Genomic DNA, 25,838 nt, shown 5'->3' with positions numbered 1-25,838 from the left:
GCCGGCTCGCCGTCATCTGATGACGGAAGCGATGCGATGAAGAATTTCGAAGTGGCGGTGATCGGTGGCGGTCTCGCCGGCATGGTTGGCGCGGTTGCGATTGCCCGCGGCGGCCGCAATGTGGCGCTGATTGCGCCGCCTGCGCCCAAGGAAGACCGGCGCACCACGGCGCTGATGGATCAGTCGATCCGCTTCCTTGACCGCCTGACCCTCTGGGACAAGCTGAAACCGGCCACTGCGGCGCTGACCAGCATGCGCATCATCGACGGCACGAATCGCCTGCTGCGCGCACCGGCAACGACCTTCCGCGCCCCTGAAGTCGGCCTCGATGCCTTCGGCTACAATTTCCCGAACGCCGCCTTGATGACAGTGCTTGAGGCTGCCATCGCGGGCGAGGGCAATATCACCCGCTTCACGGCCTTCGCAGAGACGATCGAGATCGGCGCAGATACGGTGACGATCACATTGGCGGATGGCGACATGGTGAACGCGGATTTCGCCATCGGCGCCGATGGCCGCAAATCGAAGTTGCGCGAGACGGCCGGTATCGATGTGCGCAACTGGTCCTACCCGCAGTCGGCCATGGTGCTGAATTTCAGTCATTCCGTGCCGCATCAAAATATCTCCACCGAATTCCACACCGAGCATGGGCCGTTCACACAGGTCCCGCTTCCCGGAAGCCGCTCCAGCCTGGTCTGGGTCCAGAACCCGGCGGAGGCGGCTGCGAATGCGGAGCTCTCCCTGGAGGATTTGAGCCGCCTCGTCGAGGAGCGCATGCAGTCGATGCTTGGCAGGGTCAGCGTCGAGGAGGGCGTCCAGGTCTGGCCGCTGTCCGGCATGATGGCGCACCGTTTCGGCAAGGGCCGCATTGCCCTTGTCGGCGAGGCGGCGCACGTCTTCCCGCCAATCGGCGCTCAGGGCCTCAATCTCAGCCTGCGCGATATCATGGCGCTGACCGACATTCTCTGCAGCCGCGCCGAACTGCCGGTGGCAGCCGATTCGGGCGATCAGTTCGATCGCAAACGCCGCGCCGATATCATGACGCGCACCGCGAGCGTTGACTTGTTGAACCGGTCTCTGCTGTCCGATTTCCTGCCGGTACAGATGCTGCGGGCCGCTGGGCTGCATATTCTATCAGCCATCCCGCCGCTGCGCAGCATCGTGATGCGCGAGGGCATAGAGCCAGGCCGCGGTCTGCGCGGCATACCGGCTGCGTTGAAGGAAAGGCTAAGCCGGCAGAAAGCCTGATTTGATCGCGATCAGAAACACCGACACCGTCACGACGGAAAGGGCCGTTGCGATGAGGATCGTTGCCGAGGCGCGTTCCTGCCAGACGTGATACTGCTGGCCGATGACGAAGACATTGGTCGCGGTCGGCAGCGCCGCGAGCAGAACCGCGGCATAGACCCAGATCGGATCGAACCCGCCGACCAGTGTCAACGCTCCATAGACGACGAGCGGATGCACGATCAGCTTTGCCGGAACGATATAGCCGATTTCGGCCGGGATTCGCTTCAGCGGTCTAAGCGCCAGCGTCACACCCATCGCAAACAGCGCACAGGGCGCGGCGGCCTGCGCCAGATAATCGACGAACTGCCGCAGCGCTGACGGTTGCTCGAATTGCAATGCGGCTGCGAGAAAGCCTGCTGCCGTCGACAGGATGAACGGGTGCAGCGCCACCTTCCTGATAATGTCGGCGGCGATCTGGCCGCGTGAACGATCGTCATCGCCAGCCGCCGCCATCATCGCCGGCGCCACGATGAAATGCATCGCATTCTCCAGACAGACGATCAGCGCCACCGGCACGGCCGCCTTGTCGCCGAAGGCTATCAGCGCCAGACCCGGCCCCATATAGCCGATATTACCATAAGCACCCGCAAAGGCCTGGATCGTCGATTCGTCCATGCGGCTTTTCCGGACATAACGGCCGATGACGAAGAGTGCGATGAAGATCGAATAGGTGGCGGCGAGATCGGTGGCGATGAAGTCGATTCGCGCCAGGTCTTCCACCGGTGTCCGCGACACCAGCTTGAAGAACAGCGCAGGCAGCGCGGCATAGATGATGAAGGTGTTCAGCCACCCGAGCGCCTCGGCGGGCTGCTTGGTCGCCTTTGCGGCAATATAGCCGATCAGGATCAGGCCGAAGAACGGCAGAAGAAGGCTAATGATGTCGGTCACGGGACCGTCCGATGATGTTGCAGTGCGAAGCTTATGCTTCCGGCTTAGCCGATCTGCATCAGGATTGGAAAGGTCTGCTGGAACCAGATTGCGGCTTGACTGATGAATCCGAACATGAAGGCCAGCCCCGTCAATACCAGAAATGCGCCGAGAACCTTCTCGACCGTGCCGAGGTGACGGCGGAAACGCGCCAGGAAGCGCATGAACGCGCCGGAAAAGCCTGCAGCAATCCAGAACGGAATGGCAAGCCCGAGCGAATAGATCGCCAGCAGGCCAGCCCCGGAACCGACCGTCTCGCGCGAAGCGGCAACACCAAGGATCGCACCCAGTACCGGACCGATACACGGCGTCCAGCCGAAGGCGAAGGCAAGGCCCATCACATAGGCACCGGTCAGCGTCGCCGGCTTGCCGCCGCTCTGGAACCGCGCCTCACGTGCCAGCAGGCCGATTCGGAAGAGACCGAGAAAATTCAGCCCCATGATGACGATGATCAGCCCGCCGATCTTCGACAGCAGATCAAGGTGCTGGCGAAGAGCCATGCCAATACTGGAGGCGCCGGCACCCAGCGCCACGAAAACGGTGGCAAATCCAAGTGTAAAGAACAGCGCCGAAAAGAACACGCTACGGCGTACATCGGGTGCGACGGTCACCGCCGCGCCGCCACGGAACTGATCGACGGAAATGCCTGCCATATAGCAGAGATAGGGCGGAACGAGCGGCAGGACACAGGGAGACAGGAATGAGAGGGCGCCGGCGATCAACGCGCTCCACAAGGAAATATCGGCAATCGACACGCATTCTCTCCGGCTGCAATCCAGGCCGTTGTCTAGCGCTGCGACCTGCCGATTGCCAATCACCTTTTTGCGCTCCCGCAAGAAATGTGCCTAACGCTTGTGAAAGTCATGATTTTTCGGTTGACCGCAATGGGTCGCCTGCCTATGTTCCGCGCACTTCCGGCAGGGGCAGCAAAAATGCTGTTCTTGGGGTTAGGTTGCGTAGCTCAGCTGGTAGAGCATTTGACTTTTAATCAAAGGGTCCTGGGTTCGAACCCCAGCGCAGCCACCACACACTTCAAGCTTTGTTTTTCGCAATCGATGCGCCGGGTTGTCCGCGTGTCGTTCTAAGCTTTGCCTGAAATGCAATGGGCCTACACCGTAGCGCCGGTGCAAGCCCATGGAATAGCTGGTTAGCGTCTTCCGGTCAGGCTGCGTCAGACCGGTGAGGGGCCGGAACCGCCGCGGTTGCCTGGCTTGTCGTTGCCTGGCTTGTCGTTGCCCGGCTTGTCGTTGCCTGGCTTGTCGTTGCCCGGCTTGTCGTTGCCCGGCTTGTCGTTGCCTGGCTTGTCGTTGCCCGGCTTGTCGTTGCCTGGCTTGTCGTTGCCTGGCTTGTCGTTGCCCGGCTTGTCGTTGCCTGGCTTGTCGTTGCCTGGCTTGTCGTTGCCTGGCTTGTCGTTGCCTGGCTTGTCGTTGCCCGGCTTGTCATTGCCCGACTTGTCATGATCAGGCTTTCCCTCACCGGGCTTACCATGGCCAGGCTTTCCCTCACCGGGCTTACCATGGCCAGGCTTTCCCTCACCGGGCTTACCGTGGCCAGGCTTTCCATCACCAGGCTTACCATGGCCAGGCTTTCCGTCACCGGGCTTACCGTGGCCAGGCTTTCCGTCACCGGGCTTGCCATGACCAGGCTTTCCGTCACCTGGCTTGCCGTGGCCAGGCTTTCCGTCACCGGGCTTGCCATGACCAGGCTTTCCATCACCTGGCTTGCCGTGGCCAGGCTTTCCGTCGCCGGGCTTGCCATGACCAGGCTTTCCATCGCCGGGCTTGTCATGGCCCGGCTTTCCGCCGCCACCGTTGTCACCGCCGCCACCGTTGTCACTGCTGCCGCCGTTGTCGCTATTGCCGCCATTGCCGCCATTGCCATTGCCATTGCCATCGCCATCGCCGCCGGCCGTCCCGGCGTTGGATGACTGCTGGCCTCTGCTGCTGCTCTGGCTGCCGCCCTTGTTATCGTTTGACCCGCTGTAGCCAGCGTCCGGGATCGACTCCGTCGGCTTGCAGAGCCGGTATTCAAGCGTGCCTGGCTTGGCAATTCTGCAGTTCAGGAGGGTGGTAGGCGCTGCAAATGCGAGACTGCTGCTGGCCAATAGGTAAGCAACGGCGACGCTGTACTTCGCTGCTTTGCGGATCATTGATTTGTCTCCTAAGGTTAACGAAATGCTAACGGAGGCAATTCTTATATTAGCAACTAATTAATATGAAGAAATATTTGTGGATAACCGGACGAGATCTTAATCTATAGTTAATTACGTAAGTATAAAATTTTACTAAAGCTCTAATAAAAAGCATGTTATTGTCCCGCCGCAAATAGAGGGGCTTACATATGATTCGTCTTATTGCTGCTGTTTTCGCTTTGTTTCTTTCTCTGCAATTTCAAGCCTTTGCGGGTCAGTTCCTGCCGGTCACGCGCAGTATCGGCGCGCCTGTCGGATTCGCGTCGGCCTGCGCCAAGTACAGGTGGCTTTGTCACAAGACGTCGTCGCATCAGGCCGGTGAGGGCGCCGGTGTGCCGTTGCTGCAAAAAGTCAACCGTGCCGTAAACGGACGGGTCATTCCGCAAAATGATGGTCCGCTGGCCGCAAATGGCGACGACTGGTCGCTGCCGACAGGCGGCCGCGGCGATTGCGAAGACTACGCGCTGCAGAAGATGAAGGATCTGATCGATGCGGGTTTCCCGGCGGACCGGCTGGCGCTGTCGGTGGTGATTGGCCCGCACGATCAGAATCACGTCGTGCTGATTGCCCGCACCGACGGCAGCGACTACGTGCTCGATAATCTGACGAATGCGGTGCGGCCCTGGCAGCGTACGCCTTACACCTTCCTGGCAACCCAGGATTTCCGGGCGCGATCGGTCTGGCGCGTGACGCTTGCAGGCCCTCGGGCGGGTGAGTTCTCCTGATGGCGATGCGGCCGGAAAGGCGTGCGTGGTGCACACGTCGTTAATGCTGGATTAATCGCAATGATGCCATTGTTTCCATGTTTGAGTGCGGTGCGCGAAGCGCGGAAGCTCGACTGGAGACATGATGAAGAAGATACTCATTTCGACCCTTGCGGCGGTCATCGCGGGAAGCGCCATGCTGGCGACCGCGCCGGCTTCCGTCGCTCAGGATTATGGTTGGCAGCGGCGTGACCGCGGCTATTACCCGCCACCACCACCGCCGCGCCGCCGCCACCATGACAATACCGGTGCTGCGATTGCCGGTGGCCTGGCTGCCGGCGTGATCGGTGGCATGATTGGTGGCGCGATCGTCAATAACAGTGGTCCGCGCTATGTCGAGCCGCCACCACCGCCTCCGCCGCGCTGCTGGTTCGAGGACCGCCGCGTACCCAACGCCTATGATGGCGGCTGGCATATGGAGAGCATGCGCGTCTGCCGCTGATCGCAGACAGCCTCAAAAGAAAAGCGCGCCTGACGGCGCGCTTTTTTTGTTTCCAGCTGTCAAAAGAAATGCGGGATCAGCGCCGGGGAAAGTCGTTCCAGCCCGAGGCGCGTGCCTTCGCAACCACCGTCTGCGCCTCACGGCCGATGAACAAGATGCTGAAGATTGCGACGATCGTAATGATATCCCACATGGCCTGATCCCTCGTTTTGCGGCCCCGCCTCGGGGTCGCTCTATCCTGGCGCGACCGCCATCGCGCGTTTGGATGGAATAGTTATGATCGAAGGCCGCGTTTCAGGATATCGTGAGATTTGGGGATGCCCCGCCGAACGCGCAGCGGGGCATGGCATCACATCAGGCTATGCTCAGCTCTTCAGCTTCGCATTGCAGAGGCTGTAGTAACCGCCGCCTTTCTGGATCCACTTCAGACCGCCAAGCGAATTGCTGGCCTTGTCTTCGTTATAGGCGTCGACGCAGGTATGCATGCGTGCCTTGCCGGGTTTTTCGCTTGCATATTTCGTCGAGATCGCCGTCGGGAACTTGACGCCTGACGGAGCTGCCGTGGTGGGTTTTTCCGGCTCTTCGTTGGTGTTGAGCGAGACATCGGGCTCGGCGGTAGCATCCGCGCCGCACTGTGCCTTGCGGAAGTCGTTCCACTTGACGCCCTTGGCCGAACCATCCGTCTGCGCGGACTTATACTTGGCGCTACATTCCTTCATCGTCAGTGCCGAAGCGGGCGTTACCATGAAGGCGGTAGCGCCGAGAAACGCAAGCGAGGTCAGCAGAACTGCACGATTAAGCATTGGTCCATCCTCCGATTGTACCTTGTACGGGTAAACTATCGGTCCGGACGAAATTCTTAGTCAACGTGGCATTTCATCTCACCAACCCTAAGTATAATTCCGGAAAATATTGAAGGTTGCACTTTCGCCTTCATGGTTGGGCTGTCCTTTCCATCACGCGGCCGCGCCCTAGTTTCCTTTTGAACCGAAGGAGGGATGTTTCATGTCAGAGCAATCAGGCGAGGGGATCACTGCGCCCCGCAAAGTGCTGCGCGGGCGCCCTTACAGCATCAGCGAATTCGCCCGCAAATACCGGCTCGACGATGAAGAGGCGAAACGGCTGTTCGAGAAATTCGGACCATCGGCGACCGAACTCGACCTGCTGATGGCGGCCAAGCGCAAGCCGCCGCTCCCGGTGCCGGGTGTCCGCATGTGAGCCTGTCGCGCAAAGGCGCTTGCCTCTGCGGCGCCGTCCGCTACGTCATTTCCGGCGCGCCTTTGCTCTCCGGTCTGTGCCATTGCGCGGATTGCCGCAAGGAAAGCGGCTCCCTGTTTTCAGCCTTCGCCATCTGGCCGCGCGCTGCATTATCTTATTCGGGCACGGTCTCAGCCTTTGCGGGCCGCAGTTTCTGCCCGCTCTGCGGCGGCCGGCTTTTCTGTCTGACCGAAGACAAGGCCGAGATTCGATTGGGTTCCCTCGATGACGCACCGGGGGAGATCCAGCCCGACCACGAGATATGGACGAAGCGTCGCGAAAGCTGGCTGCATCCGATCGCCGGTGCTGGTCAGTTTCCCGGCGATGCGGATTAAAACCGGATTTTCATTACCAAGATTTAATTGCACATCGCCCGCTTTCCGTGGCAATGCGCCTCTATCGCTAATCTCCGGTTCATCTTGCCTATGACTATCTAGGGCTGAACCGAGCAGATGCTCTTATATCTCTGTTTGAGGACTTTCATGAGCGATTCCGAATCTGGAACCGGCCCGAAACCGTCTGCCCCGCAAGCGCCCGGCCATGCCGATCTGGCAGCCGTTCTCGCCGCGTCGGGCAAGCAGCGCCGGTCCGGCCGGTGGCGCGGCAGGCTGCTGGCAGCAGTGGCAATCATCATCATCGGCGGCGGTGCGGCCTATTATTATGCCGGCCGCGGCGGCAACGAATATAGCTACACGACCCAGCCGGTGAAGCGCGGCGATCTGACGGTCCTGGTGACCGCGACCGGCTCCGTCCAGCCGACCGAGCAGGTCGATATATCGAGCGAGCTGTCCGGCACCGTCCGGGACGTCAATGTCGATTACAACAGCACCATCAAGGCAGGCGACGTGCTTGCCGTTCTCGACACCACCAAGCTGGAGGCTGACGCCAAGAGCTCACGGGCGAAGCTGGCATCGGCACAGGCCAATGTCACGAAGGCCAGCGCCGATCTCGAATCGGCCCGCACCTCGCTGGATCGTGTGAAGAACCTCGTGCAGAGCAACGTTACCACCCGCCAGAGCCTCGACGACGCGACCTACAAATATGACTCCGCCGTCGCCGCCAAACAGATCAACGAGGCCGATGTCCTGTCTGCCGAGGCTGATCTCCAGCTTGCCGAGGTCAATCTTCAAAAGTCGCGCATCGTATCGCCGATCGACGGGGTCATCCTGACCCGCTCCGTCGATCCCGGCGCGACGGTCGCCGCATCGCTGTCGGCGCCCGTTCTCTTCGTCATCGGCGGCGATCTGAAGAAGATGGAGCTGCAGGTCGATGTCGATGAGGCCGATGTCGGCCAGATCGCCGTTGGGCAGAAGGCGACATTTACCGTCGACGCCTATCCCGACCGCACGTTCCCGGCTGAAATCGAGCAGATCCGCTTTGCCTCCGAGACGACGAACAATGTCGTCACCTACAAGGCGGTGCTGTCGGTCGACAATGCCGATCTGCTGCTGCGGCCCGGCATGACTGCAACCGCAGACGTAACTGTCGAGGCCGTCAAGAACACGCTGATGGTGCCGAACGCGTCGCTGCGCTATGCTCCCCCGGAAGCGGGCTCCGGCCGCAACCGCGGACTGCTCGGTCTCTTCCGGCCACCGCGCATGGGTCCGCGTTCGGGTGCCGGCGGTGAAGCGCTGACGGGAAACAAGCGCCGCATCTGGGTTCTCCGGGGCGAGCGGCAGGTACCCGTGGTGATCCAGGTCGGCTCCTCCGATGGCCAGTTCACGCAGGTGGCGTCTGGCGACGTCAAGGAAGGCGACGCGCTTGTGACCGACGCCACGGCGAAGACCCGGTAGGCGGCAGAGCGATGAACAATCCGCCGCTTCTGGAATTCAAGCAGGTCTCTAAAGTCTACGGCGAGGGCGAGGCGGCAATCCGCGCGCTCGACCATGTCGACATGACGATCAATGCCCATGAGTTCGTCGCCATCATGGGCCCCTCGGGCTCCGGCAAATCGACGGCTATGAATATCCTCGGCTGTCTCGACGTGCCGACATCTGGCGACTATGTCTTTCAGGGCATCTCCACCGGCGGGTTCGATCGCAGTCAGCTGACCCTCTTGCGGCGTCACATGCTGGGCTTCGTCTTCCAAGGCTTCAACCTGCTGTCGCGCACATCCGCTGTCGAGAATGTCGAGCTGCCGCTGATCTATCGCGGCATGCCGGCCGGCGAACGGCACGAGCGTGCCAGGGAAGCGTTGAAACTGGTCGGTCTTTCTGGCCGCGAAAACCACAAGACGCAGGAACTTTCCGGCGGCCAGCAGCAGCGCGTCGCCATTGCCCGTGCCATAGTCACCGAGCCGGCGCTGCTGCTGGCCGACGAACCGACCGGCAATCTCGATACCAGGACCAGCGTCGAAATCATGGACCTGATGACCCGGCTGAACCGGGAGCAGGGGATCACCATCGTCATGGTCACGCACGAGCCGGATATCGCCGCCTATGCGCAGCGGCTGCTGCGCTTCGTCGATGGCAAGCTCGAAACCGAAACGGTGCATCAGGCGAGGGCGGGCCATGTTTCTTGAGACGCTGAAACTTGCCCTGCGGGCCATCACCCGCAACATGCTGCGATCATTCCTGACGGTGCTCGGCGTGGTCATCGGCGTTGCCGCCGTCATCGCCCTTGTGACGATTGGCAACGGCACGACGGCCCAGGTCACGACCGAATTGCAGCGGCTCGGCACCAACATGCTGTTCGCAAGGCCCGGCCAGTTCGGTCCCGGACGTGCGAGTACCGAAGCGCGCCGCTTCACGGTGAAGGACGTCGAGGCGATCCGCGATCAGGTCGGCGGCCTGCGCGCCGTTGCCCCGCTCAACCAGACGACGGCGACGGTCATCTATGGTGGCCAGAGCCATTCGACCAGCGTCATGGGCACGACCAACGACTATTTCGTGGCACAGGATTGGGACATGGCGCTTGGCCGCACGTTCGATGCCGCGGAGGAACGCGGCAGGGCGCGCTGCATTCTCGGCGAGACCGTACGCTCGCAGCTCTTCGGAGCAGCCGATCCGACCGGCCAGCAGATCCGTGTCGGCAAGGTCTCCTGCAGCGTCATTGGCGTTCTCGCCAAGCGTGGCCAGTCGGGCATGGGCAACGACCAGGACGACGTCGTCATCATGCCGGTGAAAGTCTACCAGCGCCGCATCGGCGGCAAGGCGAACGCCAATGTGCAGATGATCGTCATCTCGGCCCGCGACGGCGTTGCGACGTCGAAGATCCAGGACGAGACCGAGAACCTGCTGCGTGAGCGGCGCAAGATCATTCCCGGCCGCGAGGACGACTTTAACGTCAACGACATGACGCAGATCGCCGAGGCGATGACCGGCACGACGACGCTGCTGACCGGCCTGCTCGGCGCGGTCGCGGCCATCAGCCTGCTCGTGGGCGGCATCGGCATCATGAACATCATGCTCGTCTCGGTCACCGAGAGAACCCGCGAGATCGGCATTCGCCTGGCGATTGGCGCGCTGGAAACGCAGGTGCTGATGCAGTTCCTCGTCGAGGCCGTCGCGCTGTCGCTCTTCGGCGGTATCACCGGCATCGTGCTCGGCATGGGGATCGGCTTTGTCTCGGTGACCCTGCTCAAGGTTCCCTTCGTCGTCAGCCCGCTGATGATCGGCGTCGCCTTTGCCTTCTCGGCGGCGATCGGCATGATCTTCGGCTATTTCCCAGCCCGCCGCGCCGCGCAGCTGAACCCGATCGAGGCGCTTCGTCACGAGTGAGGTGACGTCACCGCAGTTTGACATGTCATCCCTCAAACGTAACCTTGCCATCGCGCGGGATGCGTGCAAGGGATGATATATCAGTAACTTGTGCCCCGGATCTGAGATGCAGAATTCGCAAAGTCACCAATCCTATCTGGCGCTGGAGCACGCGATCGTCACGCTCGCGGTCAAGCCTGGCGCCATGGTGACCGAACGGCAGCTGATCGACATGACCGGCCACGGCCGTACGCCGGTCCGCGAGGCGATCCAGAAGCTCGCCTGGCAGGGACTGATCATCGTGCGCCCGCGCGTCGGCCTGCAGATCGCCGAGATCGGCCCCGATGATCACGCGAGCGTCATGCAGGTGCGTCGCGAGCTGGAGCCGATTGCCGCGGCATTGGTCGCCGAGCATGCGAACGAGGACCAGCGCGAGGCGCTGGCCGGTTGCGAGAACACCATGCGTGCCTGCGCCGACAGCGGCGATCTCTCCGCCTTCTTTGCCGCCGACAAAGCGTTCGACGAAGTGCTGGAGGAGGCTTGCCCGAACCGCTTCATCACGTCAGCGCTCGGCCCGGTCCAGACCCACGCGCGCCGCATCTGGTACTCGACGGCAAACCCCTCGCGCATGGAGCGTTCCATCGCCCTTCACGTCGCAACGATCGAGGCGATCCGCGAAGGCCGCACAGATGCCGCCCGCGATACGATGACCGTGCTGATCGACTATCTCAGCCAGAAATGAAAACGGCCCCGTTTCCGGAGCCGTTATTGTCCTGAAATCCAGTTGGACCTATCAGCCAACGAAGGCGCGTTCGATGACGAATTCGGCCGGCTTGCTGTTGGCGCCTTCTTCGAGGCCTGCCTTTTCCAGCAGTTCCTTGGTGTCCTTCAGCATCGCCGAAGAGCCGCAGATCATGCCGCGGTCGATGGCCGGGTCGATCGGCGGGATACCGAGATCGGTGAACAGCTTGCCGGATTCAATCAGGTCGGTGATGCGGCCGGTGCGCTCGAAATCTTCGCGGGTGACGGTCGCGTAGTGGCGCAGCTTGTCGCCGACGACTTCGCTGAGAAGCTCGTCGTTGCGGATTTCGTCGACGAGGTCGAAGCCGTATTTCAGCTCGGCGACGTCGCGGGTCGTGTGGGTGAGGATGACTTCCTCGAACTTCTCGTAGGTCTCGGGATCGCGGATCAGGCTGGCGAAGGGCGCAATGCCGGTGCCGGTCGAGAACATGTAGAGACGCTTGCCGGGGGTCAGTGCATCGAGAACCAGCGTACCGGTCGGCTTCTTGCGCATCAGCACCTGGTCACCAGGCTTGATGCCCTGCAAATGCGAGGTCAGCGGACCATCGGGAACCTTGATCGAGAAGAACTCGAGCTCTTCGGCCCAAGCGGGGCTGGCGATCGAATAGGCGCGGAACACCGGCTTGCCTTCGACCATCAGGCCGATCATCGCAAACTCGCCGGAGCGGAAACGGAAGCCCTGCGGCCGGGTCATCGTGAAGCGGAACAGCCGGTCGGTATAATGCGTGACGCTCAGCACCGTTTCGGCATAGACGTTTGCCGGAATGGAGGAGGCGAAGTCTTCGGTCTTTGCAGGGGCGTTCATTTCGGTATCGGATCCCGTATTCATCGCACGATAATTCTATTGCGAGGCTGATATTACAAAACCACCGCAAATTAAAGGCAATCCATTCTCTGCCTCGTGCCAGCCGCGAAATATGCATGTCATTCTCATGATTCAATGCCCTGTGGGCTCTTTTCGCTTTTGATCTGGCGGAGCGGGGCAAAGGATGCATATTAGGGCCAAAACGCGCCCGGTAGTAATGGGGGCGGCAGGCGGTACGGGGAAACATGAAGATTTTCAATTACAAGCGCGTGCCCTATGCGGAGATGCGCGCCTTTTCCGTCCACATTCTGACGGCTTCCGGCTCGTTTCTGGCTTTTCTTGGTGTCGTCGCCGCTGCCGAGCATCGCTTCATCGATATGTTCTGGTGGCTGGGTCTGGCGCTGCTCGTCGATGGCATCGACGGCCCGATCGCCCGCAAGGTCCGCGTCAAGGAAGTCCTGCCGAATTGGTCAGGTGATACGCTCGACAACATCATCGACTATGTCACCTACGTTCTGCTGCCAGCCTTTGCGCTCTATCAAAGCGGCATGATCGGCGAGCCCTGGTCCTTTGCCGCGGCCGGCATGATCGTCGTCTCCAGCGCCATCTATTATGCAGACATGGGCATGAAGACGGAGGAGTATTTCTTCTCCGGATTCCCGGTCGTCTGGAACATGATCGTCTTCACATTGTTCGTCATGGATGCGAGCGCCTTGACCGCGATGATCGTCGTCACCGTATCTGTGGTCCTAACCTTTCTGCCGATCAACTTCCTGCATCCGGTCCGCGTCAAGCGGTTGCGGCCGCTCAATCTCGGCGTCTTCTTCCTTTGGTCGGCGATCGGCATCTATGCGCTGCTGATGCATTTCAGCATTCCGCACTGGGCGGTTGTTCTCTTCATCGTCAGCGGTATCTATCTCTATTGCATCGGCGCCGTGCTGCAGTTTTTCCCGGCGCTCGGAAAATCGGCATAAGGACAGGCATGATGGCAAAGACCAAGGCAGTCGCATTCAGCCGCAACGGCGGACCAGAGGTTCTGGAATATGTCGATGTCGATCTGCCGCCGCCATCTGCCGGTGAGGTGCAGCTCAAGCATGCCGCAATCGGCCTGAATTTCATCGACGTCTATTTCCGCGACGGCACCTACAAGGCGCCGCATCTGCCCTTCGTTCCCGGCAAGGAAGCCGCAGGAACGATCACAGCGGTCGGGCCCGGCGTAACAGATTTCGCCGTCGGCGACCGCGTTGCCTATGCCGGTGCAGATGGAGCCTATAGCGTCGAGCGCAACGTCGAGACCAAGCATCTCGTCAAGGTTCCCGATGGTGTCAGCCTGGAGACGGCCGCGGCGATGATGCTGAAGGGGATGACCGCCGAGTATCTCCTGAACCGTACCTTCAAGGTCGGCCCTGAAACCGTGCTGCTGTTTCACGCTGCCGCCGGCGGCGTCGGTCTGATTGCCGGGCAGTGGGCGAGGGCGCTTGGCGCAACGGTCATCGGCACGGCCGGTTCCGACGACAAGGTCAAGCTGGCGCTGGAATACGGCTACGATCATGTCATCAACTACAAGTCCGGAAACTTCCTCGACCGCGTGAAGGAAATCACGGCGGGCAAGGGCGTTGACGTCGTCTATGACTCCATCGGCCGCGATACCTTTCCGCAATCGCTCGATTGCCTGAAGCCGCGCGGCCTGTTCGTTTCCTTCGGCCAATCCTCGGGCGCCATCGAGAACTTCACCATGTCGGCGCTGGCGCAACGGGGCTCGCTCTACGCCACCCGGCCGACGCTCTTCAGCTATATTGCGACACCGCATGAGCTTAAGGATTGTGCAAACGCGCTATTTGCTGTTGTGCTGAGCAACAAAGTGCGTATCAATATCAATCAAACCTATCCGTTGCGTGAGGTGGGACGGGCTCACGCGGATCTGGAAACAAGAAAAACGACTGGAACTACGCTGCTGATCCCATAGGGATTCCGTGCAAAAAGGACGGATCGGCAGAGAGAAATGAGGGGAACGTGTCGTCATCCAATGCGCCGTCGTCTGGTGCGTTACTGTCGGTCCAGAAGCTGACCAAGCACTTCGGCAGCTTTGCTGCCTGCAATGAAATCGACCTCGATATTGCGCCCGGCGAGATCCATGCTCTGCTTGGAGAAAACGGTGCGGGAAAATCGACCCTGGTGAAAATGCTGTTCGGCGTATTGGAGCCGACGGCAGGTCGCATCCTCTGGCAAGGCAAGCCGGTCACGATCGGCTCTCCCGGCGAGGCTCGAAATCTCGGCATCGGCATGGTCTTTCAGCACTTCTCGCTGTTCGAGGCGCTGACTGTTGCCGAAAACATCGCGCTTTCCCTCGCTGACACCATTCCGATCGGCAAAATCGCCGAAGAGGCGCGCACGCTGTCGGCAGCTTACGGTCTGCCGCTCGATCCGCATGCCCATGTTGCCGATCTCTCGGTCGGCGAGCGTCAGCGCATCGAGATCGTCCGCGCACTGCTGCAGAACCCCAAGCTGATCATTCTCGACGAGCCGACGTCGGTGCTGACGCCGCAGGAAGCCGATAAGCTGTTCGAAACGCTCTTCAAGCTCAAGGCCGAAGGCCGGTCGGTTCTCTATATCAGCCATCGTCTCGAGGAAGTGCAGCGCATCTGTGATCGCGCCACCGTCTTGCGCCACGGCAAGGTGACGGGTGCCTGCGATCCGAAGCAGGAAACGCCGGCATCGCTCGCCCGCATGATGGTCGGCAGCGATGTCGCAGCCGTCACCCATCCCGATCGTGGCAATAAGGGCGAAGTCCAGCTTGCTGTCGCCAGCCTGTCTGTCGCCGCGCGCACGCCTTTCGCGATGCCGCTGAGGGATGTCTCGCTTGCGGTACGTTCCGGTGAAATCCTGGCGATCGCCGGTGTTGCCGGAAATGGCCAGGGCGAGCTCTTCGACGCGCTGTCGGGCGAGTATCCGGTCTCCGCGCCATCTGCCGTCGTCATCCGCAGCAAGCCCGTCGGCAACGTCGGGATTACCGCGCGCCGCCTGCTGGGCGCAGGTTTCGTTCCGGAAGAACGCCACGGTCACGCCGCTGTCTCGGCGATGAAGCTCTCCGACAATCTCGTCCTTGCGCGCTGCCAGTCCGATCGCAAGTCGTTCCTCGGCGGCGGCTTTCTCGGCGTCATCCGCCACGGTGCGGTGAAAAATGCCGCGCGCCGTATCTCCGAGGCGATGGACGTGCGCAAGAGCGGCGAGGATCCCGCAGCTGGATCGCTCTCGGGTGGTAATCTCCAAAAATTCATCGTCGGCCGCGAGCTCGACCGGCAGCCGGCCGTGCTCGTCGTCAACCAGCCGACCTGGGGCGTCGATGCCGGTGCGGCGAGCCGCATCCGCCAGGCGCTTGTCGATCTGGCGCGCGCAGGTTCGGCCGTCATCGTCATCAGCCAGGATCTCGACGAGATCTTCGAGGTGGCAACCGAGATCGCGGTCATCTCCGAGGGACGTCTGTCGCCGCCGTTCCCGGCAGGCGAACTGACGCGCGAAAAGATCGGCCTGCTGATGGGCGGCCTGCACGACAGCAAGCCCGCTGCGGAGGCCGCACATGCGCATTGAACTCGAAAAGCGCCCGCAGGTCTCGAAGCTCTACGCCTTCGTCTCGCCGCTGCTGGCTTTGGCACTGACGCTGATTGCCGGTGCCATCATGTTTGCGATCCTCGGAAAGGATCCGATCCAGGCGCTCGACGCCTTCTTTATCGAGCCGCTGCTTGAGGTCTGGTCGCTGCACGAGTTGGCGATCAAGGCCGCACCGCTGATCCTGATCGCCGTCGGCCTGTCCGTCTGTTACCGCTCGAATAACTGGAATATTGGTGCCGAAGGTCAGTTCACGGTCGGCGCCATTACCGGCTCGATCCTGCCGATCGTCTTCACCGAATGGCATTCGCCGATGGTGCTGCCGCTGATGCTGATCATGGGCGCCATCGGCGGCGCTCTGTTTGCCGCGATCCCGGCGCTGCTGAAGGCGCATTTCAATACCAACGAGATCCTGACGTCGCTGATGCTGGTCTATATCGCCCAGCTGTTCCTCGACTGGCTGATCCGCGGCCGTTGGCGCAATCCACAGGGCTTCAACTTCCCTGAGAGCGTCAGCTTCCCGCCGGAGGCGACGCTTCCCGCGATATGGGAGGAGTCCGGCCGCGCCCACTGGGCCTTCATCTTCGCAATCGTGGCCGCAGTCCTCGTCTGGTTCATGATGAAATACACGCTGAAGGGCTTCGAGGTTGTCGTCCTCGGCCAGTCGGAACGGGCAGGGCGCTTTGCAGGGTTTTCATCGAAGCGGATGATCTGGTTCGGCTTCCTGTTCTCCGGCGCGCTTGCGGGGCTTGCCGGTATTTCGGAAGTCTCCGGCTCGATCGGCCATCTGCAGCCAGCGATATCGCCGGGCTATGGCTTCACCGCAATTATCGTCGCTTTCCTTGGGCGCCTGAACCCGCTCGGCATCATTCTCTCGGGCCTGGTGCTGGCGCTGACCTATCTCGGCGGCGAGGCGGCGCAGCTCTCGATCGGCGTTTCCGACAAGGTGACGCGCGTCTTCCAGGGGCTGCTGCTGTTCTTCGTGCTCTCCTGCGACACGCTCATCTATTACAAGATCCGCATTATCTGGTCGCGGGTCCGGGGAGGTGCGGCATGAGCATCTTCGAAGCCATTCTGCTCACCGTCATCACCGCTTCCACACCGCTCGTCATCGCCGCGCTCGGCGAGCTGGTGGCGGAGCGATCCGGCGTTCTGAACCTCGGCGTCGAGGGCATGATGATCATGGGTGCCGTCGCCGCCTTTGCGGGCGCGCAGTTGAGCGGTTCGCCCTATGTCGGCCTGATCTGCGGCATCGCCGCCGGTGCGCTGTTCTCGTTGCTCTTCGGCTTCCTGACACTGACGCTGGTCGCCAACCAGGTCGCGACAGGTCTGGCGCTGACGATCCTCGGCCTCGGTGTTTCAGGCATGCTCGGCGAATCCTTCGTCAGTGTCCCCGGCATCCGCTTGAGCCCGATCGTCTTCCCGTTCCTGTCGGATATTCCGGTGATCGGCTCGGTGCTGTTCCGTCAGGACCTGACTTTCTACCTGTCGATCGCGCTGCTGATCGGCGTCAGCTGGTTCCTGTTCCGCAGCCGTGCCGGGCTGAAGCTGCGTGCCATCGGCGATAATCATGCCTCGGCCCATGCGCTCGGCATCAACGTCATCCGCACCCGCTATCTCGCCGTCATCTTCGGCGGTGCCTGCGCCGGCCTCGCTGGCGCTCAGCTATCGCTGGTCTATACGCCGCAATGGGTGGAGAACATGTCATCCGGGCGCGGCTGGATCACGCTGGCGCTGGTCGTCTTCGCCTCCTGGCGGCCGCTGCGCGTCTTTGCCGGCGGCTATCTCTTCGGCGCCGTCACTATTCTGCAGCTGCACGCCCAGGCATTCGGCATCGGCATTCCGGCGCAGTTCCTGTCGATGCTGCCCTATGCGGCCACTATTGTGGTTCTCATCATCATTTCTCATAATCGGCGCACGACGTTGATCAACACGCCCGCGTCGCTTGGCAAAGCCTTCGTCCCGGAGCGATAGAAGAACAAGAATCAGACGGGTTTCCGGAAATCTCTTCAAAACCAACAGGGGTCACCATGAAGAAAATAGCACTCGCACTCGCCGCTTCCGCTGCCGCGCTGATCAGCGTCGGCTCGGCTCAGGCTGCGGACAAGACCAAGATCTGCTTCGTCTATGTCGGTTCGCACACCGACGGCGGCTATTCGCAGGCACATGATCTCGGCCGCCAGCAGATCCAGAAGGAATTCGGCGACAAGATCGACACACCTTACCTCGAAAACGTTCCGGAAGGTCCGGATGCAGAGCGCGCCATCGAGCGTCTCGCCCGTTCGGGCTGCAAGCTGATCTTCACTACCTCCTTCGGCTTCATGGATGCGACCGTCAAGGTTGCCGCCAAGTTCCCGGATGTGAAATTCGAGCACGGCACCGGCTACAAGTCCGGCCCGAATCTCGCGACCTACAATTCGCGCTTCTATGAAGGCCGCTACATTCTTGGCCAGATCGCAGCCAAGACCTCGAAGAAGCACGGCGCGGCCTACATCGCCTCCTTCCCCATTCCTGAAGTCGTGATGGGCATCAACGCGTTCGAGCAGGGCGCCAAGTCCATCGATCCGGAATTCAAGCTCAAGGTCATCTGGGTGAACACCTGGTTCGACCCGGGCAAGGAAGCCGATGCTGCCAAGGCCATGGTTGACCAGGGCGTCGACGTTCTGACCCAGCACACCGACACGACGGCGCCGATGCAGGTTGCCGAAGAGCGCGGCATCCACGCCTTCGGTCAGGCATCCGACATGATCGCAGCCGGCCCCAAGGCTCAGCTGACGGCAATCGTCGATACCTGGGGCAACTACTACTCCAAGCGCGTGCACGCGCTGCTCGACGGCACCTGGAAGTCCGAGCAGAGCTGGGATGGTCTGAAGGACAACATCCTGAAGATGGCGCCCTACACGAACATGCCGGATGACGTGAAGAAGATGGCCGAGGAAACCGAAGCCAAGATCAAGTCCGGTGAACTGCATCCCTTCACTGGCCCGATCAACAAGCAGGACGGTACGCCGTGGCTCAAGGCTGGCGAAAAGGCTGACGACGGCACGCTGCTCGGCATGAACTTCTATGTCGAAGGCGTCGATGATAAGCTGCCGCAATAATATCTGACCGCAACTTTTGCGATTGCGAAAGGCGCTCCGAAAGGGGCGCCTTTTTTGCTGCAGCGCATGCTAAAATGTCCATTTACAAAAGTAATACTATATGATTTTTTGAGCCTGCCGCGAGGAGCGGCAATTGGGAGAGACAATCATGAAATTGAAAACTGCACTTTTGAGTGCCACGGTTCTGGCTGCCTGCATGTTCGGTTCGGCAAACGCGGCCCAGCTCGTCGTCGGCTTTTCGCAGATCGGCTCGGAGTCGGGCTGGCGTGCGGCGGAGACGACCGTCACCAAGCAGGAAGCCGAGAAGCGCGGCATCGACCTGAAGTTCTCCGATGCTCAGCAGAAGCAGGAAAACCAGATCAAGGCGATCCGCTCATTCATCGCGCAGGGAGTCAACGCCATCCTTCTCGCACCGGTGGTTGAAACCGGCTGGGACGACGTTCTGAAGGAAGCCAAGGAAGCCGAAATCCCGGTCATTCTTCTCGACCGCACGATCAAGGCTCCGGATGACCTCTATCTGACGGCTGTGACGTCGGATCAGATCCACGAAGGCAAAGTTGCCGGCGACTGGCTCGTCAAGAATGTCGGCGACAAGAAATGCAACGTCGTCGAGCTTCAGGGCACCACCGGCTCCTCGCCGGCGATCGCGCGCAAGAAGGGCTTCGAGGAAGCCATTGCCGGCCACAAGAACTTCAAGATCGTCCGCAGCCAGACGGGTGACTTCACCCGTGCCAAGGGCAAGGAAGTTATGGAAAGCTTCCTGAAGGCCGAGAACGGCGGCAAGGATATCTGCGCCCTCTACGCCCATAACGACGATATGGCCGTCGGCGGCATCCAGGCGATCAAGGAAGCCGGCCTGAAGCCAGGCAAGGACATCCTCGTCGTCTCGATCGACTCGGTTCCGGATATCTTCACGGCGATGGCCGCAGGTGAGGCCAACGCGACCGTCGAGCTGACGCCGAACATGGCAGGCCCGGCCTTCGACGCCCTCGACGCCTACCTGAAGGACAAGAAGGCACCGCCGAAGTGGATCCAGACGGAATCGAAGCTCTACACCCAGGCTGACGATCCGAAGAAGGTCTACGAGTCCAAGAAGGGTCTCGGTTACTGATCGGCACTGAACCCGCACCGGCCCATCATGGGCCGGTGCGGACCTGCCTCTGCACGCGGGGCATCATGTCCCGCGCCTGCAACGGCAAGACGGCTGAATATCAGGAAAAGACCGGACCATGATTCACGATTTCGAGAACGTCCTCGTCGCGTCAGGCATATCGAAACTCTTCCCCGGCGCGGTAGCGCTGGACAAGGTTGATTTCACGCTGCGCAAGGGCGAAGTGCATGCGCTGCTCGGCGAAAACGGGGCAGGCAAGTCGACGCTGATCAAATGCATGACGGGCGCCTATCGCCGCGACGAAGGCACGCTGTCGCTCGATGGCAACCACATCGACCCTGCCGATACGCTGGCAGCTCAGAAGCTCGGCATCGGCACTGTCTATCAGGAGGTCAACCTCCTCGCCAATCTCAGCGTCGCAGAGAACCTGTTTCTCGGGCGCCAACCGCGCCGCTTCGGCATACTGGATATCCGCGCCATGAACCGTCAGGCGCGAGACCTGCTGGCCCAATACGGTCTTACCATCGACGTTACCGCGCAACTCGATCGCTTCTCGGTCGCCGTGCAGCAGGTCATCGCCATTGCCCGTGCGGTCGACCTGTCCGGCAAGGTCCTGATCCTCGACGAGCCGACCGCCAGCCTGGACACCCAGGAAGTGGCGATGCTCTTCGGCATCATCAGGAACTTGAAGGAGCGGGGACTAGGCATTGTTTTCATTACCCACTTCCTCGAACAGGTCTATGAGATCAGCGATCGCATCACCGTGCTGCGCAACGGCAAGCTGGTCGGCACCCGCGACAAGGCGGAGCTGCCGCGGCAGGGGCTGATCTCGATGATGCTCGGCCGCGAACTGGCCCATGCCGAAGAGGCAGCCAAGGAGCGCAGCATTGCCGCCGGCGCCGTCAAGTATCGCTTCGAAGGTTACGGCAAGCGCGGCAAGGTGAAGCCCTTCGACCTCGATGTCCGCGTCGGCGAAGTCGTCGGCATCGCGGGCCTGCTCGGATCCGGCCGCACCGAGACTGCGGAACTGCTATTCGGCATCGAGAATGCCGATAGCGGCAAGGCCGAAGTTGACGGCAAGCCGGTGGCACTCGCCAATCCAAGGGCGGCAATCCGCCATGGCTTCGGCTTCTGCCCCGAGGATCGCAAGACCGATGGCATCATCGGCGACCTGTCGATCCGCGAGAATATCGCCCTGGCGCTCCAGGCCCGCCGCGGCTGGGCGAGGCCGCTCTCCCGCAGCGAGCAGAATGCGCTGGCCGACCAATATATCAAGGCTCTGGATATCCGCACCACGGACCGAGAGAAGCCAATCCGGCTGCTCTCGGGTGGGAACCAGCAGAAAGCCATTCTGGCGCGCTGGTTGGCCACCAATCCGGACTTTCTGATCCTCGATGAGCCGACGCGCGGTATCGATGTCGGCGCCCATGCCGAGATCATCCGCCTGATCGAGGAGCTCTGTGCCAAAGGCATGTCGCTGATCGTGATTTCATCCGAACTGGAAGAACTCGTCGCCTACAGTTCGCGCGTCATCGTCCTGCGTGACCGCGAGCATATTGCCGAGCTGACGGGAGACCGCATAACCGCATCCGGCATCGTTGATGCCATTGCTGCTGCTGACAAGAAAACGGAGGATGCATGAGTTCCTCGCTGAAGGCGCTTGCCATACGCCTGGCGCCGCAATTGATTGCGCTTGCTGTCATTCTTTTGTTGAATTTCATCATGTTCCCGCAATTTTTTAATGTCGTTATTCAAAATGACCGCCTCTATGGCAGCCTGATCGACGTGCTGAACCGCGGCGCGCCGGTGGCGCTGCTGGCGATCGGTATGACGCTTGTCATCGCCACCAAGGGGATCGACCTCTCGGTCGGCGCGGTCATCGCCATCTGCGGTGCGGCCGCGGCATCCTCGATCGTCTCAGGAAACTCGCTTGGCTATACGCTGATCGCAGCGCTGGTCGTCGGCCTGCTCTGCGGCGTCTGGAATGGCTTCCTCGTTGCCGTCCTCAACATCCAGCCGATCATCGCGACGCTGGTGCTGATGGTCGCCGGACGCGGCATCGCCCAGCTGATCACCGAAGGCGTGATCATGACCTTCAACGATCCCGGCCTGATCTTCTTCGGCAGCGGCTCGTTCGCTTTCCTGCCGATGCCGGTTGTCATCTGGCTGGTGGCTGGGGCGATCGTTATCGCGCTGGTTCGCCGCACCGCTCTTGGTATGCTGGTTGAAGCAGTCGGCATAAACCGCAGAGCAAGCACGCTTTCCGGCGTTCGCACACCTGTCTTGCTGATGGCCGTCTATATGCTGAGCGGCCTTTGCGCTGCAATTGCCGGGATCATCGTTGCCGCCGATATCAAGGGCGCGGATGCCAATAATGCCGGGCTCTGGCTGGAGCTTGACGCCATCCTGGCTGTCGTCGTCGGCGGCAATTCTCTGCTCGGCGGACGGTTCAGCATTCTCGGTTCGCTGATCGGCGCGATGATCATCCAGTCGGTCAATACAGGCATCCTGCTGTCGGGCTTCCCGCCGGAGTTCAACCTTATCATCAAGGCGGTGATCATTCTGGTGATCCTGATCATCCAGTCGCCGGCGCTGCAGTCTGCTGCCGTCTTCTTCAGCCGCAAGTCCAGAGCGGAGCAGCCGAAATGAATTCCCGATACCTGCCGCTGCTCGCGACCATCGTCATCTTCATCCTGGCCTATGCGGCCTGTGCGCTGCAGTACCCCAACATGCTGTCGACGCGCGTTGCCGGAAACCTTCTGACCGACAACGCCTTTCTCGGCATCGCCGCCGTAGGCATGACCTTCGTCATCATTTCCGGCGGTATCGATCTGTCGATCGGTTCGGTCATCGCCTTCACCGGCGTCTTCCTGGCCGTCATCCTGCGCGACACTTCCATCCACCCGCTGTTCGCCTTCGTGCTGGTGCTGGTCATCACCACCGTCTTCGGCGGGTTGATGGGCGCGGTGATCCACTATCTGAAGATGCCGCCCTTCATCGTCACGCTCGCCGGCATGTTCCTGGCGCGCGGCATGTCTTACGTGCTGTCGATCGACAGCATCCCGATCGAGCATAACTACTATTCGACGCTGACAAGCATCTACTACCGCCTTCCGGGCGGCGGCCGCCTGACGCTGATCGGCGGCATCATGCTCATCGTCTTCATCGCCGGCATCGTCGTCGCCCACCGCACCCGCTTCGGCGCCAACGTCTATGCGCTCGGTGGCGGAGTGCAGACGGCCGAGCTGATGGGGGTTCCGGTCGCCAAGACGACCATCCAGATCTACGCGCTTTCGGGCTTTCTCGCGGGCCTATCCGGAATCGTTTTTTCTCTCTATACCTCGGCCGGTTATTCCCTTGCAGCGGTGGGCGTCGAGCTCGATGCCATCGCAGCGGTCGTCATCGGAGGGACGCTGCTGACTGGGGGTGCAGGATTTGTAGCGGGAACCTTCATCGGTCTCCTGATACAGGGGCTCATTCAGACATACATCACCTTCGACGGGACCCTGTCGAGCTGGTGGACGAAGATCTTGATCGGGCTTCTGCTCTTTGCATTCATTCTGATGCAGAAGGCCATTCTGTTCCTTTCCAGCCTGAACAAGAGGTATGCCTGACGGAGGACGTGTTGCTTGCGCAACAGAATGATTGATACCCGCAGAACGGGGCGGAAGACACGGACAAGCCACGCACAGGTCGTGGACGAGCTTGGCAGGGCCATGGTCGCCGGAACATATCCGGTCGGCTCGATCCTGCCCGGCGACGTGGAGCTCGCCCAGCGCTTCAAGGTTTCCCGCACGGTGCTTCGCGAAACCATGAAGACGCTTGCCGCCAAGGGTATGGTCGTTGCCAAGGCGCGCGTCGGAACGCGTGTGACGGAGAAGAACCTCTGGAACATGTTCGACAGCGAGATCATCGCCTGGCACTTCGATAACGGCGCCACCGAAGAATTCCTGCTGCAGCTCTACGATATCCGCCTTGCATTCGAGCCCTTCGCGGCTGGCCTCGTCGCCGAGCGCGCCACCGGCGATGACATCGCGCATCTGCGTGAGCTTGCGCTGGTCATGGCCGAACCCGGCCACACCACCGAGAGCTTGGCGCTTGCCGACCTCCGGTTCCATCTGGCGGTGGCTGATGCATCGCACAATCCATTCCTGCGCACGCTCGGCAGCCTGATCGAGGCAGCCCTTGTCGGCATGTTCCGCATCAGCACGCCGCCATCGCAGAACGGCTTTTCGAATATCGCCGATACCCATATGCGGATCGTCGATGCGATCGCCGCCGGCGATGTCGCCGGTGCCCGCAAGGCGATGGAAGACGTCATCATCGATGGTCGCGATCACGTCCACGAAGCCTTCCTGACGATGAACCGCGCCTCGGCCTAGCGGCGTAATCCATTTTTCATCTTTGTCGCCGCTTCGCCTTGCTGCTATGTCACAGCAAAAGCGTCGAACAACGGATTCCCGGAGCCTGCATATGGAACGCACCTGCCTTGCCGTCATCCTCGCCGCCGGTGACAGCACCCGCATGAAGTCTTCGAAGTCGAAGGTTCTGCATCCGGTGGCCAACCGGCCGATGATCGCCCATGTGGTCGATGCCGTGTCGAAGGCCGGCATTTCGTCGGTCGCGCTCGTCGTCGGCCGCGATGCCGACGAAGTGGCAAAAGCCGCATCGGTCAGCGGCGTTGCCGTCGAGGCGCATCTGCAAAAGGAGCGGCTTGGCACCGGTCATGCGGTGCTCGCTGCCCGCGAGGCGATCGCCCGCGGCTATGACGACATCCTAGTCACCTATGGCGATGTTCCGCTGCAGACCGATGGGCCGCTGAAGGCGGCGCTTCAGGGGCTCGCCGATGGCAGCGACATCGTCGTCATCGGCTTCCATACCGATAGGCCGACAGGCTATGGTCGTCTGCTGGTCAAGGACGGCGAACTCATTGCCATCCGCGAAGAGAAGGACGCGACCGATGCCGAGCGCACCGTAAACTGGTGCAACAGCGGCCTGATGGCCATCAACGGCCGCAAGGCGCTGGATCTGCTTTCCCGGATCGGCAACAGCAATGCCAAGGGCGAATACTATCTGACCGACCTCGTCGAGATCGCCCGTTCGCTGGGCGGCCGGGTCACGGCTGTCGATGCGCCGGAAGTCGAGATGACCGGCTGCAACAACCGCGCCGAGCTCGCTAACATCGAGCGCCTCTGGCAGGAGCGCCGCCGCCACGAACTGATGCTGTCAGGCGTGTCGATGATTGCGCCTGAAACCGTCTTCCTGTCGCATGACACAGTGATCGGCCAGGATGCGTTGATCGAACCGAACGTCATCTTCGGACCCGGTGTGGCGATCGACAGCGGCGCCGTCATTCACGCCTTCTCGCATATCGAGGGTGCCCATGTCAGCGCCGGCGCCACGGTCGGCCCGTTTGCACGCCTGCGCCCAGGCGCCGATCTCGGCGAAGGCTCGAAGGTCGGCAATTTCTGCGAAGTGAAGAATGGCAAGATCGCCGAGGGCGCCAAGGTCAACCATCTGACTTATATCGGCGACGCCGTCGTCGGCGCTCACACCAATATCGGGGCAGGGACCATCACGTGCAATTACGACGGGGTGAACAAGCACGAGACCAGGATCGGTGCCAACGCCTTCATTGGGTCGAACAGTTCGCTGGTTGCACCTGTCCAGATTGGGGATGGCGCCTACATTGCGTCCGGCAGCGTCATCACCGATGATGTTCCTGACGAAGCGCTTGCATTTGGACGTGCGCGCCAGGAAATAAAGCCGGAGCGTGCGAGGGTTTTGCGCGAGCGGGCGCTGGCAATCAAGGCTCAGAAGAAGGCCAAGGGCTGAGTTACGGCCC

Annotated in this window: 26 protein-coding genes and 1 tRNA gene; 22 read left to right on the top strand and 5 right to left on the bottom strand. The window is 61.2% G+C overall.

What is annotated here, in order from left to right; all coding sequences use genetic code 11:
- The first annotated feature begins 36 nt into the window (after positions 1-36).
- Positions 37-1,248, top strand: coding sequence for a UbiH/UbiF family hydroxylase (locus AC1DNK_RS18160; protein WP_477942594.1), 1,212 nt, complete (start codon positions 37-39; stop codon positions 1,246-1,248).
- Here the strand turns inward: AC1DNK_RS18160 and AC1DNK_RS18155 are convergent.
- Together AC1DNK_RS18155 and AC1DNK_RS18150 are read right to left on the bottom strand one after the other, a co-directional pair.
- Positions 1,228-2,178, bottom strand: a complete 951-nt coding sequence (locus tag AC1DNK_RS18155; RefSeq protein WP_477942593.1) for an AEC family transporter — start codon at positions 2,176-2,178, stop codon at positions 1,228-1,230. The genes AC1DNK_RS18160 and AC1DNK_RS18155 overlap by 21 nt on opposite strands.
- Positions 2,179-2,222: 44 nt before the next feature.
- Entirely contained in the window at positions 2,223-2,972 is a 750-nt protein-coding gene (locus AC1DNK_RS18150; RefSeq protein WP_112387438.1) for a cytochrome c biogenesis CcdA family protein, read from the bottom strand.
- A gap of 195 nt (positions 2,973-3,167) precedes the next feature.
- Between AC1DNK_RS18150 and AC1DNK_RS18145 the strand changes: the two genes are divergently transcribed.
- A tRNA-Lys gene (locus tag AC1DNK_RS18145) sits at positions 3,168-3,243 on the top strand.
- A gap of 145 nt (positions 3,244-3,388) precedes the next feature.
- On the opposite strand, the gene AC1DNK_RS18140 is transcribed toward AC1DNK_RS18145, so the two are convergent.
- Positions 3,389-4,366 carry a hypothetical protein gene (locus tag AC1DNK_RS18140; protein ID WP_477942591.1) on the bottom strand — a complete coding sequence of 326 codons (978 nt, stop codon included), beginning with the start codon at positions 4,364-4,366 and terminating at the stop codon, positions 3,389-3,391.
- Positions 4,367-4,557: 191 nt separating this feature from the next.
- Between AC1DNK_RS18140 and AC1DNK_RS18135 the strand changes: the two genes are divergently transcribed.
- Positions 4,558-5,133 carry a transglutaminase-like cysteine peptidase gene (locus AC1DNK_RS18135; RefSeq protein ID WP_112387435.1) on the top strand — a complete coding sequence of 192 codons (576 nt, stop codon included), beginning with the start codon at positions 4,558-4,560 and terminating at the stop codon, positions 5,131-5,133.
- Between the two features lie 124 nt (positions 5,134-5,257).
- Complete coding sequence (locus AC1DNK_RS18130; RefSeq protein ID WP_112387434.1) at positions 5,258-5,614, top strand: hypothetical protein; 357 nt, start codon at positions 5,258-5,260, stop codon at positions 5,612-5,614.
- A gap of 365 nt (positions 5,615-5,979) precedes the next feature.
- Here the strand turns inward: AC1DNK_RS18130 and AC1DNK_RS18125 are convergent, their stop codons facing one another.
- Positions 5,980-6,417: a hypothetical protein gene (locus AC1DNK_RS18125; RefSeq protein ID WP_477942589.1), complete on the bottom strand. Its 438-nt coding sequence runs from the start codon at positions 6,415-6,417 to the stop codon at positions 5,980-5,982.
- Between the two features lie 202 nt (positions 6,418-6,619).
- Here AC1DNK_RS18125 and AC1DNK_RS18120 point away from each other — a divergent pair, with 202 nt between their 5' ends.
- The 6 genes from AC1DNK_RS18120 (at position 6,620) to AC1DNK_RS18095 (ending at position 11,311) form a co-directional block, all read left to right on the top strand.
- Positions 6,620-6,832 carry a hypothetical protein gene (locus tag AC1DNK_RS18120; protein WP_112387432.1) on the top strand — a complete coding sequence of 71 codons (213 nt, stop codon included), beginning with the start codon at positions 6,620-6,622 and terminating at the stop codon, positions 6,830-6,832.
- Between the two features lie 2 nt (positions 6,833-6,834).
- Positions 6,835-7,206, top strand: a complete 372-nt coding sequence (locus AC1DNK_RS18115) for a GFA family protein (RefSeq protein ID WP_477831500.1) — start codon at positions 6,835-6,837, stop codon at positions 7,204-7,206.
- A 147-nt stretch (positions 7,207-7,353) separates the two neighbouring features.
- Positions 7,354-8,664: an efflux RND transporter periplasmic adaptor subunit gene (locus AC1DNK_RS18110; protein ID WP_112539477.1), complete on the top strand. Its 1,311-nt coding sequence runs from the start codon at positions 7,354-7,356 to the stop codon at positions 8,662-8,664.
- An 11-nt stretch (positions 8,665-8,675) separates the two neighbouring features.
- A complete protein-coding gene (locus AC1DNK_RS18105) occupies positions 8,676-9,392 on the top strand; it encodes an ABC transporter ATP-binding protein (protein WP_477942587.1) in 717 nt (238 codons plus the stop codon).
- A complete protein-coding gene (locus AC1DNK_RS18100; protein ID WP_112387428.1) occupies positions 9,382-10,590 on the top strand; it encodes an ABC transporter permease in 1,209 nt (402 codons plus the stop codon). The genes AC1DNK_RS18105 and AC1DNK_RS18100 overlap by 11 nt, the downstream gene beginning before the upstream one ends.
- A gap of 106 nt (positions 10,591-10,696) precedes the next feature.
- Positions 10,697-11,311, top strand: a complete 615-nt coding sequence (locus AC1DNK_RS18095) for a GntR family transcriptional regulator (RefSeq protein ID WP_310299301.1) — start codon at positions 10,697-10,699, stop codon at positions 11,309-11,311.
- A 51-nt stretch (positions 11,312-11,362) separates the two neighbouring features.
- On the opposite strand, the gene AC1DNK_RS18090 is transcribed toward AC1DNK_RS18095, so the two are convergent.
- A complete protein-coding gene (locus AC1DNK_RS18090) occupies positions 11,363-12,175 on the bottom strand; it encodes a ferredoxin--NADP reductase (protein WP_112387494.1) in 813 nt (270 codons plus the stop codon).
- A gap of 245 nt (positions 12,176-12,420) precedes the next feature.
- On the opposite strand from AC1DNK_RS18090, the gene pcsA reads away from it, so the two are divergent.
- The 12 genes from pcsA (at position 12,421) to glmU (ending at position 25,828) form a co-directional block, all read left to right on the top strand.
- Positions 12,421-13,149: a phosphatidylcholine synthase gene (pcsA, locus tag AC1DNK_RS18085; RefSeq protein WP_477942585.1), complete on the top strand. Its 729-nt coding sequence runs from the start codon at positions 12,421-12,423 to the stop codon at positions 13,147-13,149.
- 11 nt (positions 13,150-13,160) lie between these two features.
- The gene (locus AC1DNK_RS18080; protein ID WP_477942872.1) at positions 13,161-14,141 is read left to right on the top strand and encodes a quinone oxidoreductase family protein; all 981 of its coding nucleotides are present in this window, start codon (positions 13,161-13,163) and stop codon (positions 14,139-14,141) included.
- Between the two features lie 47 nt (positions 14,142-14,188).
- Entirely contained in the window at positions 14,189-15,763 is a 1,575-nt protein-coding gene (locus tag AC1DNK_RS18075) for an ABC transporter ATP-binding protein (protein ID WP_477942583.1), read from the top strand.
- Positions 15,753-16,838, top strand: coding sequence for an ABC transporter permease (locus tag AC1DNK_RS18070; RefSeq protein ID WP_310299311.1), 1,086 nt, complete (start codon positions 15,753-15,755; stop codon positions 16,836-16,838). The genes AC1DNK_RS18075 and AC1DNK_RS18070 overlap by 11 nt, the downstream gene beginning before the upstream one ends.
- Positions 16,835-17,755, top strand: a complete 921-nt coding sequence (locus AC1DNK_RS18065) for an ABC transporter permease (RefSeq protein WP_477942581.1) — start codon at positions 16,835-16,837, stop codon at positions 17,753-17,755. Before AC1DNK_RS18070 ends, AC1DNK_RS18065 begins: the two co-directional genes overlap by 4 nt.
- 56 nt (positions 17,756-17,811) lie before the next feature.
- Positions 17,812-18,882, top strand: a complete 1,071-nt coding sequence (locus tag AC1DNK_RS18060; protein ID WP_112518458.1) for a BMP family ABC transporter substrate-binding protein — start codon at positions 17,812-17,814, stop codon at positions 18,880-18,882.
- Between the two features lie 148 nt (positions 18,883-19,030).
- Positions 19,031-19,993, top strand: a complete 963-nt coding sequence (gene ytfQ / locus AC1DNK_RS18055) for a galactofuranose ABC transporter, galactofuranose-binding protein YtfQ (RefSeq protein WP_112387421.1) — start codon at positions 19,031-19,033, stop codon at positions 19,991-19,993.
- Positions 19,994-20,111: 118 nt separating this feature from the next.
- Positions 20,112-21,635 (top strand): galactofuranose ABC transporter, ATP-binding protein YtfR, encoded by a 1,524-nt coding sequence (ytfR, locus tag AC1DNK_RS18050; RefSeq protein ID WP_477942579.1) that lies wholly within the window; start codon positions 20,112-20,114, stop codon positions 21,633-21,635.
- On the top strand, positions 21,632-22,642 hold the full coding sequence (locus AC1DNK_RS18045) for an ABC transporter permease (protein WP_477942577.1): 1,011 nt from the start codon (positions 21,632-21,634) through the stop codon (positions 22,640-22,642). The genes ytfR and AC1DNK_RS18045 overlap by 4 nt, the downstream gene beginning before the upstream one ends.
- Complete coding sequence (gene yjfF, locus AC1DNK_RS18040) at positions 22,639-23,607, top strand: galactofuranose ABC transporter, permease protein YjfF (protein WP_477942575.1); 969 nt, start codon at positions 22,639-22,641, stop codon at positions 23,605-23,607. The genes AC1DNK_RS18045 and yjfF overlap by 4 nt, the downstream gene beginning before the upstream one ends.
- Positions 23,608-23,634: 27 nt before the next feature.
- A complete protein-coding gene (locus tag AC1DNK_RS18035) occupies positions 23,635-24,375 on the top strand; it encodes a FadR/GntR family transcriptional regulator (RefSeq protein ID WP_477942870.1) in 741 nt (246 codons plus the stop codon).
- 91 nt (positions 24,376-24,466) lie between these two features.
- Positions 24,467-25,828, top strand: coding sequence for a bifunctional UDP-N-acetylglucosamine diphosphorylase/glucosamine-1-phosphate N-acetyltransferase GlmU (gene glmU / locus AC1DNK_RS18030; protein WP_477942573.1), 1,362 nt, complete (start codon positions 24,467-24,469; stop codon positions 25,826-25,828).
- Positions 25,829-25,838: the final 10 nt, after the last annotated feature.

The organism is Rhizobium sp. 01N424, assembly GCF_056399485.1.
The sequence above is the reverse complement of the archived record's forward strand: the minus strand, read 5'-3'. Positions and strand labels throughout refer to the sequence as shown.

Coding starts and splice junctions, on each gene's coding strand:
- AC1DNK_RS18105 (WP_477942587.1), top strand. CDS start 8,676: ATGAACAATCCGCCGCTTCTGGAATTCAAGCAGGTCTCTAAAGTCTAC.
- AC1DNK_RS18060 (WP_112518458.1), top strand. CDS start 17,812: ATGAAGAAAATAGCACTCGCACTCGCCGCTTCCGCTGCCGCGCTGATC.
- pcsA (WP_477942585.1), top strand. CDS start 12,421: ATGAAGATTTTCAATTACAAGCGCGTGCCCTATGCGGAGATGCGCGCC.
- AC1DNK_RS18125 (WP_477942589.1), bottom strand. CDS start 6,417: ATGCTTAATCGTGCAGTTCTGCTGACCTCGCTTGCGTTTCTCGGCGCT.
- AC1DNK_RS18130 (WP_112387434.1), top strand. CDS start 5,258: ATGAAGAAGATACTCATTTCGACCCTTGCGGCGGTCATCGCGGGAAGC.
- yjfF (WP_477942575.1), top strand. CDS start 22,639: ATGAATTCCCGATACCTGCCGCTGCTCGCGACCATCGTCATCTTCATC.
- AC1DNK_RS18110 (WP_112539477.1), top strand. CDS start 7,354: ATGAGCGATTCCGAATCTGGAACCGGCCCGAAACCGTCTGCCCCGCAA.
- AC1DNK_RS18090 (WP_112387494.1), bottom strand. CDS start 12,175: ATGAACGCCCCTGCAAAGACCGAAGACTTCGCCTCCTCCATTCCGGCA.
- AC1DNK_RS18120 (WP_112387432.1), top strand. CDS start 6,620: ATGTCAGAGCAATCAGGCGAGGGGATCACTGCGCCCCGCAAAGTGCTG.
- ytfQ (WP_112387421.1), top strand. CDS start 19,031: ATGAAATTGAAAACTGCACTTTTGAGTGCCACGGTTCTGGCTGCCTGC.
- AC1DNK_RS18035 (WP_477942870.1), top strand. CDS start 23,635: ATGATTGATACCCGCAGAACGGGGCGGAAGACACGGACAAGCCACGCA.
- glmU (WP_477942573.1), top strand. CDS start 24,467: ATGGAACGCACCTGCCTTGCCGTCATCCTCGCCGCCGGTGACAGCACC.
- AC1DNK_RS18100 (WP_112387428.1), top strand. CDS start 9,382: ATGTTTCTTGAGACGCTGAAACTTGCCCTGCGGGCCATCACCCGCAAC.
- AC1DNK_RS18045 (WP_477942577.1), top strand. CDS start 21,632: ATGAGTTCCTCGCTGAAGGCGCTTGCCATACGCCTGGCGCCGCAATTG.
- AC1DNK_RS18160 (WP_477942594.1), top strand. CDS start 37: ATGAAGAATTTCGAAGTGGCGGTGATCGGTGGCGGTCTCGCCGGCATG.
- AC1DNK_RS18065 (WP_477942581.1), top strand. CDS start 16,835: ATGAGCATCTTCGAAGCCATTCTGCTCACCGTCATCACCGCTTCCACA.
- ytfR (WP_477942579.1), top strand. CDS start 20,112: ATGATTCACGATTTCGAGAACGTCCTCGTCGCGTCAGGCATATCGAAA.
- AC1DNK_RS18070 (WP_310299311.1), top strand. CDS start 15,753: ATGCGCATTGAACTCGAAAAGCGCCCGCAGGTCTCGAAGCTCTACGCC.
- AC1DNK_RS18140 (WP_477942591.1), bottom strand. CDS start 4,366: ATGATCCGCAAAGCAGCGAAGTACAGCGTCGCCGTTGCTTACCTATTG.
- AC1DNK_RS18080 (WP_477942872.1), top strand. CDS start 13,161: ATGGCAAAGACCAAGGCAGTCGCATTCAGCCGCAACGGCGGACCAGAG.
- AC1DNK_RS18135 (WP_112387435.1), top strand. CDS start 4,558: ATGATTCGTCTTATTGCTGCTGTTTTCGCTTTGTTTCTTTCTCTGCAA.
- AC1DNK_RS18095 (WP_310299301.1), top strand. CDS start 10,697: ATGCAGAATTCGCAAAGTCACCAATCCTATCTGGCGCTGGAGCACGCG.